This window comes from Chitinivibrionales bacterium (genome assembly GCA_014728215.1).
In the GTDB taxonomy this organism is placed as follows: domain Bacteria; phylum Fibrobacterota; class Chitinivibrionia; order Chitinivibrionales; family WJKA01; genus WJKA01.
The window spans coordinates 33,322-54,776 of record WJLZ01000114.1; the positions used below are offsets into that span (position 1 = coordinate 33,322).

At 42.1% G+C, this 21,455-nt stretch carries 17 protein-coding genes; 2 read left to right on the forward strand and 15 right to left on the reverse strand.

Features of this window, described 5'->3' with window-relative positions; genetic code table 11:
- The first annotated feature begins 9 nt into the window (after positions 1-9).
- Both GF401_08475 and GF401_08480 read left to right on the forward strand, forming a co-directional pair.
- Positions 10-1,293 carry a hypothetical protein gene (locus GF401_08475; protein MBD3345080.1) on the forward strand — a complete coding sequence of 428 codons (1,284 nt, stop codon included), beginning with the start codon at positions 10-12 and terminating at the stop codon, positions 1,291-1,293.
- A 240-nt stretch (positions 1,294-1,533) separates the two neighbouring features.
- Positions 1,534-1,977: a hypothetical protein gene (locus tag GF401_08480; protein MBD3345081.1), complete on the forward strand. Its 444-nt coding sequence runs from the start codon at positions 1,534-1,536 to the stop codon at positions 1,975-1,977.
- A gap of 83 nt (positions 1,978-2,060) precedes the next feature.
- On the opposite strand, the gene GF401_08485 is transcribed toward GF401_08480, so the two are convergent.
- From GF401_08485 to GF401_08555, 15 genes are all read right to left on the reverse strand, one after another.
- Positions 2,061-3,716 (reverse strand): response regulator, encoded by a 1,656-nt coding sequence (locus tag GF401_08485; GenBank protein ID MBD3345082.1) that lies wholly within the window; start codon positions 3,714-3,716, stop codon positions 2,061-2,063.
- A 57-nt stretch (positions 3,717-3,773) separates the two neighbouring features.
- Positions 3,774-4,652 (reverse strand): hypothetical protein, encoded by an 879-nt coding sequence (locus GF401_08490; protein MBD3345083.1) that lies wholly within the window; start codon positions 4,650-4,652, stop codon positions 3,774-3,776.
- A gap of 13 nt (positions 4,653-4,665) precedes the next feature.
- Positions 4,666-5,502: a DUF1189 domain-containing protein gene (locus tag GF401_08495; protein MBD3345084.1), complete on the reverse strand. Its 837-nt coding sequence runs from the start codon at positions 5,500-5,502 to the stop codon at positions 4,666-4,668.
- Positions 5,503-5,580: 78 nt separating this feature from the next.
- Positions 5,581-6,795, reverse strand: coding sequence for a diphosphate--fructose-6-phosphate 1-phosphotransferase (locus tag GF401_08500; GenBank protein MBD3345085.1), 1,215 nt, complete (start codon positions 6,793-6,795; stop codon positions 5,581-5,583).
- A gap of 137 nt (positions 6,796-6,932) precedes the next feature.
- Positions 6,933-8,666: a GAF domain-containing protein gene (locus GF401_08505; GenBank protein ID MBD3345086.1), complete on the reverse strand. Its 1,734-nt coding sequence runs from the start codon at positions 8,664-8,666 to the stop codon at positions 6,933-6,935.
- A complete protein-coding gene (locus GF401_08510; GenBank protein MBD3345087.1) occupies positions 8,666-9,679 on the reverse strand; it encodes a hypothetical protein in 1,014 nt (337 codons plus the stop codon). Before GF401_08510 ends, GF401_08505 begins: the two co-directional genes overlap by 1 nt.
- On the reverse strand, positions 9,672-10,511 hold the full coding sequence (locus tag GF401_08515) for a tetratricopeptide repeat protein (GenBank protein MBD3345088.1): 840 nt from the start codon (positions 10,509-10,511) through the stop codon (positions 9,672-9,674). The genes GF401_08510 and GF401_08515 overlap by 8 nt, the downstream gene beginning before the upstream one ends.
- Before the next feature lie 73 nt (positions 10,512-10,584).
- Positions 10,585-12,135, reverse strand: coding sequence for a protein kinase (locus GF401_08520; protein MBD3345089.1), 1,551 nt, complete (start codon positions 12,133-12,135; stop codon positions 10,585-10,587).
- A gap of 95 nt (positions 12,136-12,230) precedes the next feature.
- Positions 12,231-15,506, reverse strand: coding sequence for a T9SS type A sorting domain-containing protein (locus GF401_08525; GenBank protein MBD3345090.1), 3,276 nt, complete (start codon positions 15,504-15,506; stop codon positions 12,231-12,233).
- Between the two features lie 243 nt (positions 15,507-15,749).
- Positions 15,750-17,012: a hypothetical protein gene (locus GF401_08530; GenBank protein MBD3345091.1), complete on the reverse strand. Its 1,263-nt coding sequence runs from the start codon at positions 17,010-17,012 to the stop codon at positions 15,750-15,752.
- Positions 17,013-17,031: 19 nt separating this feature from the next.
- On the reverse strand, positions 17,032-17,670 hold the full coding sequence (locus tag GF401_08535; protein ID MBD3345092.1) for a hypothetical protein: 639 nt from the start codon (positions 17,668-17,670) through the stop codon (positions 17,032-17,034).
- 122 nt (positions 17,671-17,792) lie between these two features.
- Positions 17,793-18,899 (reverse strand): hypothetical protein, encoded by a 1,107-nt coding sequence (locus GF401_08540; GenBank protein MBD3345093.1) that lies wholly within the window; start codon positions 18,897-18,899, stop codon positions 17,793-17,795.
- A gap of 286 nt (positions 18,900-19,185) precedes the next feature.
- Positions 19,186-20,121 carry a hypothetical protein gene (locus GF401_08545; protein ID MBD3345094.1) on the reverse strand — a complete coding sequence of 312 codons (936 nt, stop codon included), beginning with the start codon at positions 20,119-20,121 and terminating at the stop codon, positions 19,186-19,188.
- Between the two features lie 67 nt (positions 20,122-20,188).
- A complete protein-coding gene (locus tag GF401_08550) occupies positions 20,189-20,992 on the reverse strand; it encodes a hypothetical protein (protein MBD3345095.1) in 804 nt (267 codons plus the stop codon).
- A gap of 34 nt (positions 20,993-21,026) precedes the next feature.
- Positions 21,027-21,455 (reverse strand): sigma-54-dependent Fis family transcriptional regulator (locus GF401_08555; protein ID MBD3345096.1); only part of this gene is annotated, 429 nt, incomplete at its 5' end.

Consider the following 21,455-nt stretch of genomic DNA (forward strand, 5'->3'; position numbering starts at 1 on the left):
TTCAACAATATGGATTCTACAGTATACCGGCATTTTATCGAAAAATCACAGAAGGATGCAAAAAACAGCTTACGCCATCTTCCGGCGGTCTTTTTATCCTCTCCGATACTCCCTTGGGAAGAAATTAATGCTGCGCTGATTGGCTTTTTAAATGAGATATGCTCCGATAAGCGAGATACTTCATTACATACACCTTCAATATTACATACACCTTCGATCATGCAGAACCGCACATCCAATTATTTTGCACAACTTTTTTATTTATTCAATGAAAGCTGTATCGTATTGATCGAACACCCGGAGCAGGAAATTCCTTTAAAATTAAAAGCCAATGCCGCAAACATGTTCCGCCTTTTGATTGCGTCGACAACACCCCGGCAGATCCTCTGCCTTGATAAAAGTGATTCGACAAACCTTGCCATGCTCGTATTCTTTCTGGAAACTTACATGCACTGGGGAGCATGTCCAAATGCCTGGGAATGTTATGCTAAACGCACCGCTCACATATGTTTTAACCTTTTTAAAAAATCTCTCTTTCAGGCATCAGATTCACAATTCCGCACTTCATTCTGCTATATCCTGGGTGCCTGGCTCTTTGCGCTAAAAACTGAAGGCATTTCTGATTCGAGACTGCCGAATGAAAGAAAACCGGTGCAGGAACATTTTAATTTTTCTACGGAGGACCAAAAGGCACGGGGATCTGTGTTTTGCGCCCCGAAAAAGCACCTCTATTTCACAATTCTCAGAAAGCCTCCCCATCCTGTCACAGCGTTTTCACTTCTTGAGCACGAAAACAGAGCCGGATTATTCCTGAATCTTAACGATACCAAGCCGAAAATAATAGAAACCACCAAATCTCATCGGCTGGAGCGTCCGGAAGGTTATGGAATAGTGGAATCATACCTCTGCGGTGAAGATACAGAGCCCTGTTTCACCTGGACCGTAGCCATTCTCTCCTATCGAATGACTCTCTACCGTGTTGATATTTTTGCCCCGCTTGAAGGGAAATCGGTATTTTTTACGAATATTCAGCTCTGTATTCCTGTAACCGCCCCCCTTAATCCGACCGGCCACGACCGATATTCAGGTATCGGCGCGGAAAACACGGTCATTGAACTTATAAAAAATCCCTGGAATTTAGATCTCAGTGCCATGTCAACTACAGGCATTGCCGTTTTTGTTCCTGCCCACACGATCTATTTGGCAAAGCGGACTGAAATTGTCTCAGCCTGTGCAAAGGGTGAAAACATTCAATCAATCGATACGACCCACCTATTGGGGATTTTCGAATAAAATTATAATACGATGAGTCCCATTTTATTGAAAATTTTAATATAATATGAGATAATTAAATTGAACGTATAGCCACTTTTTTACGACTAAAAAAGCGTAGATTCTTTGTAGAGAGAGAAATGAAGAATGAATCGAATTCAAGCGTTTTAATAAAGCGCTTTAGTCCTTGCATTTTTCATAAAAAGGTACTATATTAAAAATAAGGCTACCGAAAAATTTTCACACAGAGAGGAGGCGTTTATGCGCCTGGGCTTTATCTCATTAGCAATTCTTATCTGTTTTGCCGGTGTATTTGCTCAAAAAGGTACACGTTGGGTACAGCCGAGAAAAGACAACGTCGGTATTTACAAAAATCAGAAGCGTGAACTCTACGAAAAGCCGATTGTTACTGTGGGTGTTAATACACGTATGCAGGTTCTGGAAGAAAAACGGGATCATTATAAAGTCCGCTATGAAACAAATGTCGGATGGGTAGAAAAACGTCTTGTTGCAGCAACCGCTAAAGGAAGTAAAACTTATTTATTCGAAGATGCCGAAGTTATCGGTTATCTCGACAATCCAACGCCGGTGTATATTATCGATGCCGACGATAAAGATAAGGATCCAATCAAACTCGACCGTTCTTTTGCAGAAGCACTGAGAGAAAATGTCGATAAGGAAACAATCGAACGACAGACAAAATAATCGAATATTTCGTTGAAATTAATAAAAAAGCCGGAACAAGATTCTTGTTCCGGCTTTTTTAATGGTACCAACAGCTCAACCACTTATCTGAAAGTGGCATCTTCCTTTTTCTTCATTAAAATACGCCAGATTTTCTCCACAAGCTCTTTGCCGCTGAATGGCTTAACAATGAAATCGTCTGCCCCGCTGGCAAAGCATCGCTGAATCTCTTCATCCTTTGCTGCAGCAGAAAAGAAAGCGATGGGAGTATTCCTTGTTTCATACTGAGAGCGGAGGAGGCTACAAACCCGGTAACCATTCATTCCCGGAAGGTCAGAGTCGAGCAGTATCAACGATGGACGGTGGCTGAATGCCATTGAGAGCCCGAGTTCACCGTTTTCAGCAACAACAACATCAAAAACATTCTCAAGCACCATCCGGGCAACCTCAACAGCTTCCCTGTCACTATCGATAAATAACACAACCGGTTTCTGTTCCGGAGAAACTTCATCGGAAACCTCACCCAACTCATCTCCTTCAGAAAGATCGATCTCATCGGTCTCATCATCTTCAACAGTAACTTGAGCTTTTACCGGAAGAATAATATGAAACTCGCTGCCGTTAAATACGCCCTCTTGAACGCCGGCACTTTCAACCCATATCCGGCCACCGTGAGCTTCGATTATGCCCTTAACAATAGAAAGCCCCAACCCGGTGCCCCCTCCCATAAAACGAGAGGTATGTGTACTATGGCGATTTGTATTGGCGATCTCATAAAAGGGATCGAAAATCTTCTTCTGGTCGGCCTTGTCGATTCCGATCCCCTGATCCTTTACGACAATCTGAATTTGTTCGTACTCGTAGGGCATAATTTTCAATTCGATTGCCGTATTATCGGGAGAGAATTTAACTGCATTATTCAATAAGTTGGCAAATACCTGGTGCATGCGTATTTTATCACCGAAAAAACGGGGTGTAGCTTCATCGACATTCAACCGCACTTCGATATTTCTATTTGCGCTTACCGAGTCCAGTTCATCAATGCAGTCCCGAGCGACCGACTCGAGATTCATTGATTCAACTTGAAGCCGGAGACGTTTCTGCTCGATACGGTTAACATCAAGAATGTCATTTACCACACGGTGTAATCGCTCGGCAGCCCGATTGATATTCTCGACCATGCGAAGTACTCCGCTGTCAAGGCGATCTTTCATGCTGTCCATGATTATATCGGAATATCCTTTAATCGATGTAAGCGGCGTTTTGAGTTCGTGCGAAGCGATACTGAGAAAGCTCGATTTTAATTTACTCAATTTTTTCAATTCTGCATTCGACCTGATCAACTCGGAATTTATCCGTGCCATCTCGATATTCTTTTTTTCAATCTGGTCGGCCTTATCGGCCTCTTCAGTCACATCGATCAGCATGAATGTGAGCGCCACCGGATGGTGATCATCAAGAATACAGAATGCATTGAAATTACAGATATATTCTTCACCCTGTACCGAAGAGAGTATCATTTTCGTTTGACAATAATCGCCCGAATGAAGGACATCCATAATCTGATTCCAGCTCAAATTCCCTTCTATTTGAGAAAGATAATCTTCAAATGATTTATCGATCAGATTGGACCGCTGCGTGCCAAGATGCTGCTCCCCGTATTCATTTACATATCGAAATGTGCCGTCATTGTTGGTAATAATAATAATAATCGGCGTATGCTCAACTATTTTTGCCAACAAGCCTGTATCGTTTTGCATTATTACGCATTCCTTACCAGAAGATAAAATACTTTAACACTGATAATCTGAGACGGTTTAGTGTCCGAGCTCATTTAAAATTGTTGTAATATCTTGATTAATTTTATCAGCCGCCGCGAAATTGTCCCGATGTAACTCTGAAATTTTGCTGGCATATAATTCTAAAAGCCTGAAATGCTTTGATGCCATTTCATCGGCATTCTCTATCAAATCAATAATAGCATTAACATCATTCTTGTATTTGTCCTGACTGAAAAAGCTCTTGAACTGCCGTTCCGCCGCTTTAAGTACCGTTTCATCCTTTCGGCAATAGAGCATATTGGGTATGTACTCTTTCAATATCTTTTCCTGCACATTAGTATCGGGAGCTATCGGTTTATTTCCCGTGCCTCCTCCACCTTTTTCAATCTGGGCAACAAGATTTTCGATTTCATTTCTTACCCGGAATACCTGTTGCTCACGATACCGTGCCTGATAAAGTATGGGAAAGGAATTGACGCTCAAATTCGCATTGCCGATATGAGCGAATGTTCCAACAAAGAAAACATCCCCCTCCTGTGCCATTATTTCGGATTCCGAATGAAACGGTACGATCTTTGCCGGAGTGGGAATAAAATCTTCAAACTCTTTCATATTCTGAATTTTATCACGCAACTTATCAGGATCCAGGGCCGATTCGAGACCATCAAGCCGACCAATAATTTCCTCCAGACCTTCCTCCAGAGAAAGTCCCATTTCCGACTGGAGGAAATCCCTCAGATTGTTCTGTTCCTGAAAATTTCCCTGGGCAACCAATAAACCATTATGGATTACCGATCCAATGGGATGGTTCGTGGTCATAAGCTCGGATGGATCGATATCGATAACAGCATAGACGGTAAGGCGTCCGTCAAGATTCTCCGGATCACCTTTTTTTTGTTCAATATCCAGCAACATGAATGTGCGCTCCCTATTCGGTTGTATTATTTTCGATCTTTCCGATATTTGCTCTAACTCCACGCAAAAGAACCATTGATGATATAAAAAGAAAAATATATGGTATCCACTGCCAGCGTACACCTGCCGCAGCACTTATTACAACACCTGCACTAATCGGGCTGACAGCAAAACAGCTCATTTTAAAAATATCCCTCAGAGAGACAACTCGTCGCATTGAGAAAATATACGTTGCGAATGAAAGGAATAAAATACCAAAGAGTAGAGCACCCGCCATTCTGATTATATTTCTTGTAAAATAGAATAAGAAAAAGGATAGTGTCTGTCCCTGCAGGTAATTTTTTATTTTCCTTTCAATATTTTTACCCTTTAATGATTCTAACATAAAAGTAGAATATGACAACGTCTTTAAGTATACTCCTCCAAAAGTTAAAAAAACCTGCCGTTTCCCTAAAACGACCCAGGTGGAAGAGTTTTCGTATTTTGATGGTGTTGCTGCGGTATCGACAATTAACAACGAATCGGGTAACAGAGAATAGGTGCCTTCAACATTAAAATGGATATCAAGAGCCTGAGCAATATACGATTTATTAGGCATATAAGGGGTTTCTCTCTCCGGATGGAGTTCCCCATTTTCATACCGGATTTTTTTGAAGATCTCGGCGAGATAGACCGGCAGGCCATCAGTGAGACTAAAAGCATGCCACGTGTGGAAAACACCTGAAATTAAAGAGCTGATCAGAAGCAGCGAAACAAGATATTTGAAAGGACGAAAAAAGGAAAAAGAAACTATTTCTTTGTAGTAGTCCGGATCGACAATGCTCCGATGAAATGACTGGAAAAAATTCAAATTTCTTTTTCGGGCTTTATGGTTTAAGGTACTGCAGCATTATTAATGCTGCAGTGCTGAAAATACATATATTCGGCTTTAATGGAGCAATTTCTTGACAACAGGAGCCGAAATTCTTTCATAATCAGGCAATACTCCGATTAATGAACGGGCATAATTTTTAAATGCCGTTGTAATTGTAGAATTTTCGGTATCAATATACTCATCAGCCATCATCTTTGTATTACGGGCAACCGTTTCAAGTGGTGTCAGGAAATATTCTGCCGAATAATCCCCGGTTCTTCTGATTGCAACGCTGCCGTCGACATTTTCCCATGCCGAGAATTGGACCGCTTTTTCGCCCACTTCACGTGCCTCATGAGCATCGGTACCGGATACAACGCCTAAAAAGCTCCGTTGCAGATAGCCAAAAGTATCACAACGGACACGTTTGATTTTCAGTTTATCTTTTATCAGCTGCCCAAGGGCATCGCCCAGAGCTCCGGTTCCTGAGAGCTGAATATTGCCATGAGCATCCTTTTCATCGCTTTTTGTCAGTTCCGTAATAATCGGTATCCCTTCAGCATTTACCACTCCCTCGGATATCGCAATGACACAACGCCCGTATTCTTTGTATACCCGGTCGACATCGGCAATAAATTTTTCGAGATCAAAAGGCTTTTCAGGGACATACACAAGGTGCGGTCCATCATCGGGATACTTCTTTGCAAAAATACTTGTTGCGGTCAGGAATCCTGCATGACGGCCCATCACGACACCAATATAAACACCGGGAATACTCCGATTATCCAGGTTGATTCCGGCAAAGGCCTGGGCAACGAATTTACCTGCAGAGCCGAATCCGGGGCAGTGGTCGGTTACCAGAAGATCATTATCGATTGTCTTGGGGATATGAATTACACGCAGTTCATAACCGGCCTGCTTGGCATTCTCATTAACGATCCTGCAGGTATCGGCAGAATCATTCCCGCCACAATAGAAGAAATACCGAACATCATGAGCTTTCAGCACTTTAAATATCTTTTCGCAATATTCTTCATCTGGTTTATCTCTGGTAGAAAGCATACCGGATGAAGGCGTGCTGGCTACCTGCTCAAGGTTGTGCATTGTCGCCTGGGTCAGATCAAGAAATTCTTCATCGATAATACCTCGAACGCCGTGAAGCGCACCGTAGATATTTTCGATAAAAGGATATTCACGCGCCTGAAGGACAACGCCGACCAGGCTTTGATTAATCACTGCCGTAGGGCCCCCTCCCTGCGCAACAACAGCTTTTCCAGTTAATTTTGCCACGTTACAAGCTCCTTTAGATTAGATAAGTATGAATGTGAATGCTATAAAATAATTACTTTTCAGTAGTGATCAGAATGTCATAGCCGGGCATTGAAAATAGAATAAGAACCTTCGCAGGCGAAAGGGTGAGGAGCGGATTATTCGTTAACCAGCGCCAAATACCGAAAAAATGAACTCCTGCTCATTCCAAGCATCTTTGCCGCTTTCTCTCTGTTCCCGCCGCAGGCTGCCAAAGCCTTTTTGATGAGTTTTTTCTGAAACTCCCTCGTCGCCTGGTCGAATCCTTCAACAACCGTATTCTCATCATCAAGTTCAACCCTTACAAAACCTCCTGTTTCGCTTAAAACCGCCTTATGGACTACACTTGCCAGTTCACGAACATTTCCCGGCCAATCATAGAAAAGCATAGCCTTCAGGGACTCGGGATTAAAATCAATGATATCTTTATGAGGATATCGAGTCTTATATAAATCCAGAAAATAGTATGCAAGAAGTTTGATGTCTTCCCCACGCTCCCTGAGAGGGGGTAGTTTCACAGCAAACTGATTTATGCGATAATAGAGGTCTTCCCTGAACAACCCTTCTGCAACCATCTGTTTTAAATCCCGGTTTGTCGCACATATAATACGAACATCAACCGATTCTTCCGTGGATGCACCGACAGGGCGGATTTTTCCTGTTTCAAGGGTACGGAGCAGCTTCGCCTGCAGTCCAACATTCATTTCGCCGATCTCGTTCATGAACAGGGTACCCCCGTGGGCTGCGGAGAAAAGCCCTTTATGATCTTTTACCGCGCCGGTAAATGCTCCTTTTTTATGTCCGAACAACTCGGATTCAAGAAGGTCGCCGGTGAGGGAGCTGCAATTAACCACCACAAAAGGTTTACTTTTTCTTTTACTCCGATGGTGGATTGCCTGGGCGATAAGATCTTTTCCGGTGCCGGTCTCACCTTCAAGAAGAATGATAATATCCGACTGGGCTGCAGAGAAGGCCGTTTCGAGAAGCCGGGACATGGCAGGCGAAGTTGATATAATCTTTTCATTATCGTGTATTTCAGCAAGCCGCTTGATTGTTGTGTTTTGCTGTGAAATATATTCGACATGGTTAATGAGCATCCCTGCCATCCGGGCATAGACCTGCAGGATGTTCAATTCGTGCTCGGAAAATGATATGGCCGCTTTTTTCGACCCGAGATAAATCACGCCGATCGTCTTAGCCGCTATCCGGATCGGACAGCAGAGCACCGACGCCAGCTTAAGATCAACAATACTTTGTGCATGAGCAAAACGGGGATCATCGAGCGCATTACCGATAAAAACACCTCGGCCATAAGCAAGAACATCCTGAACAATCGTATCACTGAATCGCTCTTCGGCATTATCATCCGAAGATGAAATAAAAATACGGGGAGAACGATTTTCATCAACCGTAAATATAAAAGCTTCTTCTCCCCCGATAATTTCAAAGAGAGAATTGATAATCTTTCTTAATAAGGTTTTTAAATCCCGTTCTTTTCCTATGGCTTCACAAAAGCGGGAAATGCTGTGCATGGTCTGCTCCAGTGATGATTTATCGGACCTGTTGTTTTCTTCCGTTTCATCAAAGATAAAGATTTCCGAACCGATCTCAATTCTATCTCCCGGAGCAAGAGCAACACTTTTGATCTTTTTCCCATTAACTTTTGCTGTCCCGGGCTTGATCCCTTCGAGCGAAAACCCCTCCTTTTCCCGCTCAATCCTCGCAGCAATATCCGGTATCCCTTTCTCTTCAAGAACAACATCATTATCGGAATGTCTCCCAAGAAGTATCGGAGATTTCCGGAGCTCAATTGTGCGGGATCCTTTTCCTGAAAACCGTTTTAATATTTCCATTAGTAACAGAACTCTCCTTCATAAACGGTGAAATCAAACAATGTACCGAAACGCTCATTTGAATAATCGCTTACCGACATAAAAATATGTATAAAAACAGTGTCCTGTACATCATAAATTAATTCCGGCTGCGGAAACTGCGTCAACGTATCCATCTCTCCTTCAATCGACTCATGAATAATATGCAGCTCCCACCCGGAGCGGATAAACCATACAGGCCCATAATAAAATTTCCTGCCGACTTCTCCAATGTAAGAGTTGACATTGTTATCAAAATATTCGATCGATAAACTGCTGAAATCACCAACAATATTTAATCCCGCTTCCTGCCCGTCCGGATCGTTGAATGTCCTGCTGGTCGTAGTTCGGAATCCAAGCCTGAACCCTGTCAACATATCATTGCGGATCCAGTAATTGATACTCCATTTAAAGTCACCGGTCAAGCCAAATTTGCTGGTAAGTGCGATTGTCGAGGTGTCGGTCAGATTCGTATCCGGAAAAAAGAACTGTACCTTGGAAATGGGACTATAAAATCGCATATACCCGATCGAATCGGAATCGATCGATTCTCCCCACCAGGTCAACGGATAGGCGTCAAAAGGGTCCTTGAATTGTTTGACTACAGAATAGGGAAATCGCATTCCGGCATGTTGTTCATCAATAATTCTGCATTCACCCTCAAAAACATAACCGAGCAGGTTGGTATCGAGATAGAATACAAGCCGTTTTTCATCAAGACAACTGTTCAGTAACGTGTATTTTCCAGGCCATGTTGTCGAGTCCACAATAAGTATGCTGTCATTATAATCGGCAATTGAAAGGGTGCACAGCGTACTTTCAGGATGAAAGAGAACCATAAGAGAATCGCCTTTCGACGAAATCTCCGTTATAACGGGGATGTTGTTACTTAATGGATAATCCAGGTCGTGCAGACATCCGGTAATACTGCAAAAGAGCACAAGTGCTTTCAGAAGCCATTCTATACAAATAGATCTTTTGAACGGCTTATTCATCCGGTTCGATCTCCAGTTGAGTTTTTGAATCGCTGTCCAACTGCTTTTTTCTTTGCAGGGCATTTCGGGTAAAAACGGCCCCTGAGAGTGCAGAAAGTACGGCAGCCGATGCAGCGCTGATAGTAAGAATATCCGCCCGTAAAACAATACGCCGGTATTTTCGTCTATCATCCAGATAACCATTGTCACTGGCATATTTGTAATGTTTATAATTTTCTTCTGCAATACCATACTGATACACCGCCACGCCACCCATGATACCAGCAAGAACATAGAGAGAAACAGCCGTAATCGAATGTATCTGTTTTTTTCTCATAATCCAGCTTCGCTGTATCCTGGTCACTGTCGTTATGCTTTTTTTGAGTTCCCTTTCCCGGGTGACGATTAGCGAATCTTTTCTTTTTGCTTCTTTTTGCTGCTTTTTAAGCTCCTGCAGGTCCTCCAGAACGCCGTCAAAGAGGTCCAGCATGGGTTGAGAAACGAAATCCTTTTCGAGCTTTGCAGAGGGATCATACATCAGGGCCCTTTCAAACTGTTCCCGGGCGTCTCCGATTTCTCCCCTGTCGAAATAGGCAACGCCAAGATATGTATGATATGCTGCTATAAGCGATGAATCTGATGAATCCGGAGGTGTAGCGAGATAGGGATCAAGTTTTTCAATCAGATTATTGTACTCACCCCATTCGAAATGCTGCCTTATTTCTGCAGTAAACGAATGCTGCTGTGACTGAGCCTGAGCAAAAAAAGTGAGCAGAATGATATGCGCAAGAAGGAATATCGCAAACTTATTCATAGATACCTGCAGATGATAAACCGGTTTTTTCCGGCCCATTTGATTGCAGCAGCCGGATAAACGTGCAAGGACATGAGAATAATATATTACTCAAAATAGTTTGCTTCAACTATTATTCATGATTCTTTGCGGGAATTTTACTCAGAGGAATTTTCTCAATGAGGGTATCTTCAGGCATAATAGTAATAACCGTATCGATATTTTTGTAGCGTTTCTTTGTGATTTTTAGTCGATGGCTCCCCGGAGACAGCGATAAGACACCGACCGGGCTTGTACCCCTGTAAATGTCATTTACATAGATTTCGGCTATGGGAGGGCGGGTATAAATTGAAAAATACCCGTCAATTTTCTCCATTTTTGGAGGTGCCGTTTCTCTGGAGGCAGGACGTGCTGCCGTCTTTATTTTTTGTTCGGGAGGCTGCCGCCGATTCTCATGGGAGGATTCGGCAGGCCTTGCAGTATCCTTTTCCTCTCTGAGATCATCCATCACCGTTTCGTGTTCGACTTTCAGCTTCTGTTTCTGGGTATTTTCTATGATTAGATCGGCTTTTTGTATCAAGGGCCACAAAAGAAATCCCATCCCCGCGGTCATACAACCGATTAGCAGATAAACAGCAACTCGTCGAAAAGCAATTCCCTTTCCTATGCGCGAGACCATTTTGCGATCCTCGGGAGGCAAATCGCCAAAAACTTTTGATTGAGAAAAGCTTCTCAATGAAGTAACATAATTGCGTTGTTTAAATTCCAGCCGTGCCTTCTGAGAATACATTTCATGCAATTCTCTGTTTTCCGAGCGGGAATATTCCCCAGGATCGATCAGAAATCGTGCAATCCGCTGTCTGCCGATATGAAATTTGTTGGAAAGACAAAACTTTTCGATCAGTTCAAAGCATTCTTGTGAAGAAGGACGAATTTCGCTGTCTTTAATCATACATTTTTCAATGAGTTCCGGTATATGGGCAATAAGCTTCGGATTATGGTGGACAACCGGCTGAGGTTCATCATGAATTATCGAATAGATAATCGAATGAGGTGTTTCACCATCAAAGGGAAGATAAGAGGTTGCACACTGGTAAAGAACAGCACCTGCAGAAAAGACATCACTTTTTACCGACATTCTTTTTGACTGAGCCTGTTCGGGTGAAATATAATTTGGCGAACCGAGAAATGTTCCGGTCATAGTCATCGAGTCCTGATTTACCAGATGAGCTATGCCGAAATCCATGATCCGGACCGAGCCATGTCTGTCGATCATTATATTTGAAGGTTTAATATCACGATGGCATATCCCCTTTTCATGCGCAGCGTTCAATGCGGAAAAGATCTGGGCAAACAATGAGAGAATAACCAGGTTAGGCAAAATGGTATGTGTTTCGAGCAACTGAAGAAGAGTAGAACCGTCGATGAATTCCATTACCAGATAACGCCGGCCATTCTCCTCGCCAAAATCAAATATTTTGATAATATTATCATGAGAAAGTGTCGCAATGGCATGGGCCTCATTTTCAAAGCGCCTGAGTGTTTCCGGTTTATCGAGCAGGTGGGGATGAACCATCTTAAGAGCAACATCACGATGCAAAACCGTATCGGTCGCCAGATACACGGTAGCCATCCCGCCCGAGTCGATTTTGCGCTTAATTTTATATCGTAAAAATTGCTCCATAGAAATAAAATAACTCAAAAAGAAAAAGGGACGAAAGCATTCGTCCCAATTTCTCTTTGCTGCAAATGGCCAGAAAGAAGGATAAGATCTATCTGCTATTTTCTATTGTGGATAAAATGTCTGACAACCGGCTGAGAACCGCGCATTATTTTATAGATGTACATCCCCGATGACAACTGTTCCAATGGTATTGAAACAAAACGGGCCTGGGGAGCAAAGCTGTCGTTGAAAACAAGCCTTCCCTTAAGATCGTAGATCGATAGTGATACCGGTTTTTTGGCATCATTCCAGATCAGAATCCGGTTGTTGAAAAGCATTGTCATATTTCGTGATGCTATATTTCCGGAGTTATCCGCCGAATATCCCTGTTTAAGGCCGACCAGATTTCCCAGAGGGATATTGGTTGGTATTGCACCCTCATTTATCTCTGCAGAAACAAGTGAAAGGGCCGAGGTCGGGTCCTCAGTGCCCTTTCGAGGTACGGTAAGCGTTAGAAGAGTTAATTCCTGATTATCATCGATATCATCATTAACAGCAAGGGCAATTTTGAATTTATTGACAGGTTTGTCGATTCCCATTGCCAGATTATGGCCCCGAAGTGGAGAGGATGCATCCCCGCCGATATCAACGTTAACAAGGGATGGATTATACCGAACTCCGAACTCACCGGCAACATATCCTTTCAGATTTCTGCCCCTCATATCCACGGCAATTTCATTCTGATTCGTACTCTCGTTTAAAACAAGCTGAAGAGTTCCCGATGCCGTTTCCATTACCGACAACACCTTCCCCATGCTGCGTTGCTCAACCGGAAAAACCGGTATCAGCCCCACACTGTGCTGAAATATCAAAGCAGCATCGAAACTGGTAATCGCACCATTCCCACTGACATCCGCAACCATGGTGGTGAAATTGGGAACCGCGGGGTCGGGAAGCATGAGGTTACCGACGATATGTTCAAGGATATATGCGCCGTCAAAGGCATTAACAATTCTATTACCCGTAATATCTCCATATAATACATCAACAGTATCTACGATAATTCTGCCTAGTGTTGATGTTGCGGTAACAAGGCCCGATTCATCAACGATAATATCTGAAATTATCAGATTCGAAAAACTACCCCCGGATGCCTGATGTTTGACCCTGAATTTGCAGCGTAACAGCTCACCTTCGCTGTACCCGAGAGAAGTAGAAATCCCGCCAAGGGCAAAATTGATTGAATTACCAGCACCTTCATTACAGCTTAACATCCAATCCGAAACAATCCCGCTATCTTTTGATGCCTCAAGAAAAGTAACTACCGCAGTATCTATATTCATTGTAAATTGACATGCATTAAACTCGATATAATCTTCATAGTTAGTAATATAAACCGGCATCCAAAGCTCCTGTCCAGGTTGAGCATATGCAGTTTTCATTCCGAGATTAATTTCGAGTTGTTTGGATGTATCAGACGCAAAAATGGAATAAAATTGAGCGACAGTATCCGGATGAAGCGCTTGATCGTAAACTACAATTTCATCGATAACACCATTAAAATACCCTTGGCTTATGTGTTGATCCGGGTTGGCACCGATAGTGGGAGCGGTATTATCATAATCGACCGGTTCCGGACACGTCCATATTAATACCGGTTCGCCGTCATAATAAAGCCGTTGCTGAGTACCGTCAAAGCTGACGGCTACCTGGTGCCACTTGCCGTCCATAACAGGTACTTCAAGTTGATTATGACACCAGCTCCCAACACCGCCTGAGGCTTTCGATGAAGTTAATTTACCATCCCGGAACAGGATACAGTTTCCTTTTGACAAACTTGGATTCGAATGTATCGTACTATAAACAAACATATCGGCCATATAGGCTGCACCATATTCTCTCAACAGCACGTGCGGTTTAATCCATGCCATAATTGTATATTTCTGAAGCCGGAGATCGCCCGGGTTTCCAGTGATTTCTACATAGTCATCAATGCCGTCAAAATTTAATGCTTTGCCATCTATCCCATTTGTCCAATTTGCACCGTTTATGAAACCATTATGACCTTGAGCATCACTAACCGTATCGCCGCTCCCCTCATCAAACGACCAATAAGCAACAAGCCGAGGTTCCTGCGAAAGCGTATCGGGCCTATAGGAAAGATTTGAAATATCCGTAGCACTCAGGGCACAATTATAGATAGCAAGCTCATCGATATCACCGATAAAATTGTCACCATTTCTATCGGCCATTTTGCCAATACAAAGGTCATGCGGTACGATGCCCGATGAATCATCGACATTTTTGCTTGCAACAAGCTCACCACTATAATAGAGTTTCGAAGTATGTCCATCGAAAGTTAAAGCGAGATCTTGCCATTCATTATTAAGGACCGGTGAATTCATCATGATATAGCGATTGGAGTTACCGGCTCCTCCGACCCTTCCATATGCATTACCGGATGGATTGCAGGCAATATCGTAACCAAGAGTCGAACCATCAGATTTACTGATTATTGTATGATTGCCGGTTATAATAGAAGGTCTGATAAGGGCTACAATTGTAATATTCTTTTGAATATCAAGTTGCGGATGGTTTGCCACCTGGACAAAATCATCGCCATCAAAACGAAGGGCGTTTCCATTATAACCTGAGGTCCAGGTTGCTCCATGTATATAACCATTATGATTATTACCGCTTGAATCATATATAGAATCACCGCTCCCCTTATCAAAGGACCAGCGAGCTATACAAGCAGGCTCAAAATTAATTATCTCAAATTGATCGGGCATTGAGAACTGTGAACTGTCATAGGAACTGGAAACTCTCCAGTAAATTGAACCATAAGGAAGATCATTACTCGGTATAAAGAATGTATCTTGTCCTGAGCTGCCTGTCTGCTTGTTAATAAAAGGACTGTCGAAGGCTGGAGTGCTATCGATGAGGATAAAATAATGTGTTGCGCCGGCTACTTCAGACCATTCAAGTCGCGGCTTCCTATTTGAAGTAGGATCTGGGGTACAGGGAATGATATATGGAGCATGCTCAAATAAAATTTCAAAACTATCTGTCTCAGAATAAATATTATAATTGAGTGAACTTGAAACTTTCCACCAAATCACCCCCAGGGGCAAGGGTGATCCAGGAGTATATGTTGTCGAACCATTAGTATGATCTAAAATTATCGGAGCAGTAAATGATGGATCATCATCGATAGCTATCTGATAGTTGCTTGCACCCGATACGGCATACCAAGACAGGGTTGGAGTTGAATCTTTTGTCCACTCAGAGTAATATGGAATCGTCTGAGGCGCCTGAGAAAAAACTGATTCTGATACGCCAAAGACACATAAAAAAGTGAGCGATATGCATATCATTCTTTTGGGGATCATAAAAGCACTCCTTGTAAATAAGATAGTACAGAAGGCTATCGGGTTTAGTGGCAAAAACACTGTTATTCCAGCATAAATTAAACCACCCTGCAAATTGCAATATACATGCCAATATATAAGCAGCCGTTAAGCTCAAAAAAGCCCATTTTTGGAATTATGTGTCTCTGTCCTGCGACAAACGTTGCACGGATGCGACGGTTACCTTACAGAATGATAACAAACCGGCTAATGTATCATCGATCGTTAATGTATTATGTGAAAATCGAAAAAAACGTCATTCGGCTCAAAATGAAATTCAAGATGCTTTTGAGATTGCTTACCTTTGATAATAAGCAGTGTCGAAGGAATTTTTTCAGGCAAAATGCCATATTTCATCCTTTTTACAGGGAATGAACCAATGAAAGAACCTTGAATTGTATAAATATCGATTTCCTCATTGGACAAATAGGTATTATGAAATTGCGAGGGGTAACCCACGCCTTTATTTCGTCTGATTTCAGATGAAAGAATGTATTGATTCAGGTATTGGGTCAGCCTTTTTGCCCCCTTTGAATTGAGATGGTCAAAATTCCAGAATTCGTCGGAGGAAAAATCATTATTTGCTTTATTATCAATATCAATAAATATAAAATTGCTATATTTAACCTGCATTTCTTCAAGAAAATTTACAACAAGATCATATCCTTCCCGAGTGGTTCCATCATCATCAGTACAAGGCTGGTCTGCTATGAAATAATGCATTGGAGGAGTATAACCAAGCATATAAATTCCTCTTGATTGCAAAGCTGCCAATAACGAATCAAATTGCGCAATTCGCTCTTCCGAAAGAGAAAAAGTGCCATTCTGAACAAGCTCTTTTAACTTTCTTTCTGTTTCCGGATTATCAAAATCAGACATCCAACTTCCACTGTCTTTATCGGCCAAATCTGTTGGATAGCCCCAGAAAGTCATGTTTTGGCAACAATAATCCGGTGGTGTAGGACTTATCAGAGAACCATAATCGTTTACCCAGATACTGTCAGGATTATCCATATCGAATTTATATCCGGGACTAGCTGTAAGTAGTTGCCATTGCTTACCACTACTCAGCCACTCCTTATTAAAAATACGCGGTGAAATGCCATAAACGATCCATTTCAGTTTGGGCAGGTTAAAGGCATAGTCCCGAATCTGAATCTCGACCGCAGGAAGCCCGGCGCTGTAAATACTGAAATTGAATGCCTGTGGATAAGCTTGATTTGTAGTATCAAAAAAATTGAGGGGATCTATTCCCCACGCCGCGCGGGAATCACCTACAACGATTAGTTCAAGTTGATGATAAATCTGTATAAACAACGGCATTTTCTCCGACAGAATGCTGTAATAATTCCAGGATCGACTGATTTTCAATGGAGATGCTCTGTTTACTGATTGCTGTGCAGATTGATTATTAGCAAACAGTATATGAATAGCAATTAACAACACACAAAAGATTGCATACGGATCGTTTTTGCATTTAGCCAGCATTAATCCTTACACTCTCCAGTTAATGAATCAGATTAAGCATAAAATAGCCGGTATTTGAATCAGCTTTGCAAATATAATAGCTGCACGGATAACCGCTTAATTTCAAATTATGCAGTAGATGCGTTGAAATTAAATCGGTTTTCCGGACCCTGCCATCAAGCCCGTAAATAAACATATTCCTGCTTGCAGATTTTAAATACGCTTTGCCTGTGCGGTTTTTATTGCGAATCCTGCTGTTATCTTTGAAATCAATAAATAAAAAATATGGAGATAAAGCACAGAGTGTCCTGGCGTAATTGCATATCCTCAAACGACACCATTTTCCGGCAATTCTTTCACCTCCAACACTATCAGAAATGATCCACGGATAATCAAGCCATTCAGCATCAAGAAGAGTAACAGAAGTATCAGGTATTTCACTCCAGTTAACACCGGAATCAGAAGAAATATAGATATATGCTTCATAAACAAGCTCGGTATTAGCTTCCCATTGGATGTGGAGCGTATCCCCGATAAAGAATGTATCCTCAACAGCCGGGTTGGTTACGTTGTATGCTGGAAGCTGATCAGCAAGGGCTGTGTTGAAAAGAGACAGCACGCCTATCAGGAGATGGTGAATAATTCGTCTGCAAAATAAATTCGATGTGGCATACTCCATAGTATATAAATTATATAATAACTGAGCGAGGCGGGAATGTATAAGTTCACTGCAGCCCGAAAAAACGCAATATTATATCATGCAATAAAAGATAAGGAGTCTGGTCCGAAATCCGGTATTCATTATCGATATGCAGTATAATGATTCAGAACAGTAAGTGAATCCAGAGCGACATTCCACACGGCTACCTCATCGATCAAGCCATGAAAGTACCCCTTGCTGATTGATTGCCAGGGACTTGCGCCAATAGAAACGGGCGTCTGATCGTAGGAAATAGCGCTGCTGCATGTCCAGTACTCTACAATTTCACCATCAAAATACAAGCGTAATGTGGAGCCATCAAATGTACTTGCAACATGATGCCATTTGCCATCCATCACTGGTACTGTCGTTGTCTTCCAACACCACCCTCCTGTATTCTGAGATGCCATAAGTCTTCCATCTCTGAAAAGCAGGCAATTTCCCATACCTGCTGACGTATGAATAGTGCTGTAAATAAACATATCCGCACAATAGGCACAGCCATTTTCCAGGGGCAATTCTGATGGCTTTATCCAGGCTTCTATAGAATACGTTGTGAGATGAAAATCGCTTATTTTATCGGCTATTTCAACATAATCATCAGTACCATCGAACAGCAATGCACTTCCGGCAATACCCTGCTCCCATTGAGCGCCATGAATTTCCCCTGTATGATCATTGCCGGAATTATCATAGGCACGCATGCCATTTGCTTCATTAAAACGCCAGTGTGCTACCAGTTCAGACGATGGACTCACCGATGGGATTTCTTCAATGACACCGTAAATATAGGCACTGCCGGAAACCCTTCTGAGCGTTATTGCAATAAAAATTGTGCTGTCTGCAATAATATCTGCCCGTGATTCTCCACGATATTGCAGGTTTTCGTAGCTGTCATATACAGCAATAGTAAACAACTTGTCCTCGCCGACAGGTATTCCGCTTACCAACCCCTCAATTGACGAATCGGTGACGGTTAAGGTGTAATTTAAATCAGGGACATTTTCATCACTGATGGTCAGGACAGCATAATCCGCTACTTCCCGAAATGGTGAATCTGAGGCTGCAACAATTTTAAACTTTGCAACACCGCCTTCGCTACTCTGGTTGCTGGCATTCAGGGTGTTTTCGCTGGTACAAACCACAAAAATGAGGCTTGCAGTAATTGCGCACAGCAGGAATTTTTGGGAGTGATTTTTTCGGATCATTTTAATCTCCTGAGCAAAATTGGTGATCGTTTTTCAATATAATTAATAATTTTACAGACAGCAAACAGATTTTGAAATTGCAACAATTCCTTTAAAAGGTAAAGCCGCACTACATATCTTGAACTCGTCTGCAATTATGACTAAAGATTAAGCAAATTGAATGCCATTTGCAATTGTGCTCAAAATCAAGCTTTTTAGGCAATTTCCAGAATTATGTGTCTCAGGTATGCGACAAACGTTGCAGAAGTGAGACGGTTGCTTTATATTTAGGGAATATCTGTGTAACTTAAAAAACGAGTGTGCCTTCAGTTATGCAGAAATTATCCCATGTGCAATGACGAATTCTTGTGCGATCATCAACCATCATTTTGAAGTGGACATAAAGCGGATCTTTGTCGGAGAAGGAAAATTCGGCAAATTGTACTCTGCCGGAGGACGGCTTTGCTTCTTTGCCGAAAAACCTAACTGTTGAATCGACCTTTTCAATATAAAGAGTCCCGGTATAATATTGTATTTCTTTGCTTGACATCTGCCATCCCGACTTGCATTTGATATTGATCCATTGCCCACCGGCCTCAAGAAACATCCCGAATGTCCGCCCGGCATACTTGGCTGTATCGGAACTGGTCGACAGGAATAAATCGGTATGGAATCCGTCGAACATGTCATCACGCAAGCTGAAATCTACCGATAGTTTGCAGTCACCGTCAACGGCGAACTTGCTTCTCACCCCTGTTCCCGCCGCTCCTGTCGCAGATGATGATGTATCAAAGAGAAACATCAGTTTTAAATCGGCATAATCCATGGTGACATGCGCGGAATCCATATCATCATACTTTTGCCAGTACAGAGCATTGAGAGGATACATATTAAATGAATCGCAGAACATTCGCTCAACGGAATAGGGTAGAACATATATATCACCAAATGAATCATTGATAAGCAGATCACCATTAAATTTCCCGAGTGTACTGCCAGCAAGTGAAATGAGAATTTGCTTATCGGTATAATCCCTGTTAAGATACTGTGTATGCCCTATCCATGGCAGGGTATCAGAAACGATGCTGTCGAAATCTACTGTGCCCGCTATTACGGAAAAGAGGCTATGCATCGTGTCGTTTAAATCGTTGACTGTTAATGTGCAGATTATACTGTCTGGATAGAAAAGCGTTGAATTTATTTTCTGGTAATCACAATCCGGGATATCATTCTGAAGCGGCAATGAAGTATCATGTATGCACGACAGGAAGCAAACGGTCAATAAAATAGCTGTCCGCGCACTATTGCTTTTAAAATTCGACGCTGATTTGTATGCCATATTGTATTAGCTCTGCTCCAATGGACTGAGATTGCAAGTCCCGTATCGTTTTTCGCTCTTTTTGAGCGGTAAATGTAAATGCAGCCCCCATTCCGGCAGCTACTGCCGATGCCATGCTTGCTGCTATCGTTAAAGCATCGGTTTTTTTGGTCTTGAATTTGTATTCATCGTAGACAGCCTTATCCCCCGCCGTGCGGGCAGTCTCGAAAATATCGTAGTATCTTTCAGCCTTATTGTATTCAGATACTGCAAAAACAGCCGCTGCACAAGCAAGTGTATAGCCGATTGCAGCACCAATAATTTTATTCCTTTTTTGCTTTTTCAGCTCAATTATTTCGAGTTTGGTCTTACTCTGCTCAAGCCTTTCCTCTTTTTCCAGAAGGAGCGAGTCCTGCTTTGCCTTAAGGGTGATTTGCCTTTTGTACTCATCAATTGTAGCGGCAAAAAGATCTAAAATCTCCTCGTTAACATATTTTTTTTCGCATTCTATTTCCGGATTCAAGGCATATGCCTTAATAAAATGAACCCGAGATTCGCTGATTTTCCCTTTTGCATATTCAGCAACAGCGTAATAAAGATGATATTCTGCAATCTGAGCAGAATCCTGAATCTCGGCAAGAGATGAAAAATATGGTTGAAGCTTTACGACAAGGCTATCGTATTCTCCCCATTCAAAATGCTTCCGTATGACTTCTTCTTTGAGCGAAAATGCATTTGCAAAGACACATACGACAAAAAAAGAAACACAAGTTTTATCGAATGATAATCTCACCATAAACCGCAATATATAGTGGAAATACATATGCTAACTATTTTGCCGGAGGATTCAAATAGCGAAATAATGTACTCCGATGAATTCCTAGCATGCCGGCAGCTTGATCTTTATTTCCGCCGGTCATATCAAGTACTCTGTTAATGAGCTTTAATTGGAAATTTCTGGTCGCCTGATCCAGATTAGTGACGGTATTTTCCTTTGTCTTTATCTGCACTTCGACAATTGGTGATTGAGCAGTAATCACCGCTTTATGAATTGCGCTTGCCAATTGTCTGACATTTCCCGGCCATTCGTATGAGCTGATTATGCGTAACGATTGCGGAGAAAAATCCGCAATTTCTTTATCAGGATACTGCAACCTGTATTTTTCAAGAAAATAATATGAAAGCAGCAAGATATCTTCCCCCCTGTCTCTCAGCGGAGGAACTGTAAGGACAAACTGATTTAATCGGTAGTATAAATC

Bases quoted from the DNA above. Each gene is read 5' to 3' on its own strand.
- GF401_08540 (MBD3345093.1), bottom strand. From the start codon at position 18,899: ATGATCCGAAAAAATCACTCCCAAAAATTCCTGCTGTGCGCAATTACT.
- GF401_08480 (MBD3345081.1), top strand. From the start codon at position 1,534: ATGCGCCTGGGCTTTATCTCATTAGCAATTCTTATCTGTTTTGCCGGT.
- GF401_08505 (MBD3345086.1), bottom strand. From the start codon at position 8,666: ATGGAAATATTAAAACGGTTTTCAGGAAAAGGATCCCGCACAATTGAG.
- GF401_08510 (MBD3345087.1), bottom strand. From the start codon at position 9,679: ATGAATAAGCCGTTCAAAAGATCTATTTGTATAGAATGGCTTCTGAAA.
- GF401_08535 (MBD3345092.1), bottom strand. From the start codon at position 17,670: ATGGAGTATGCCACATCGAATTTATTTTGCAGACGAATTATTCACCAT.
- GF401_08550 (MBD3345095.1), bottom strand. From the start codon at position 20,992: ATGGTGAGATTATCATTCGATAAAACTTGTGTTTCTTTTTTTGTCGTA.
- GF401_08490 (MBD3345083.1), bottom strand. From the start codon at position 4,652: ATGTTGCTGGATATTGAACAAAAAAAAGGTGATCCGGAGAATCTTGAC.
- GF401_08525 (MBD3345090.1), bottom strand. From the start codon at position 15,506: ATGATCCCCAAAAGAATGATATGCATATCGCTCACTTTTTTATGTGTC.
- GF401_08485 (MBD3345082.1), bottom strand. From the start codon at position 3,716: ATGCAAAACGATACAGGCTTGTTGGCAAAAATAGTTGAGCATACGCCG.
- GF401_08520 (MBD3345089.1), bottom strand. From the start codon at position 12,135: ATGGAGCAATTTTTACGATATAAAATTAAGCGCAAAATCGACTCGGGC.
- GF401_08530 (MBD3345091.1), bottom strand. From the start codon at position 17,012: ATGCTGGCTAAATGCAAAAACGATCCGTATGCAATCTTTTGTGTGTTG.
- GF401_08475 (MBD3345080.1), top strand. From the start codon at position 10: ATGGATTCTACAGTATACCGGCATTTTATCGAAAAATCACAGAAGGAT.
- GF401_08515 (MBD3345088.1), bottom strand. From the start codon at position 10,511: ATGGGCCGGAAAAAACCGGTTTATCATCTGCAGGTATCTATGAATAAG.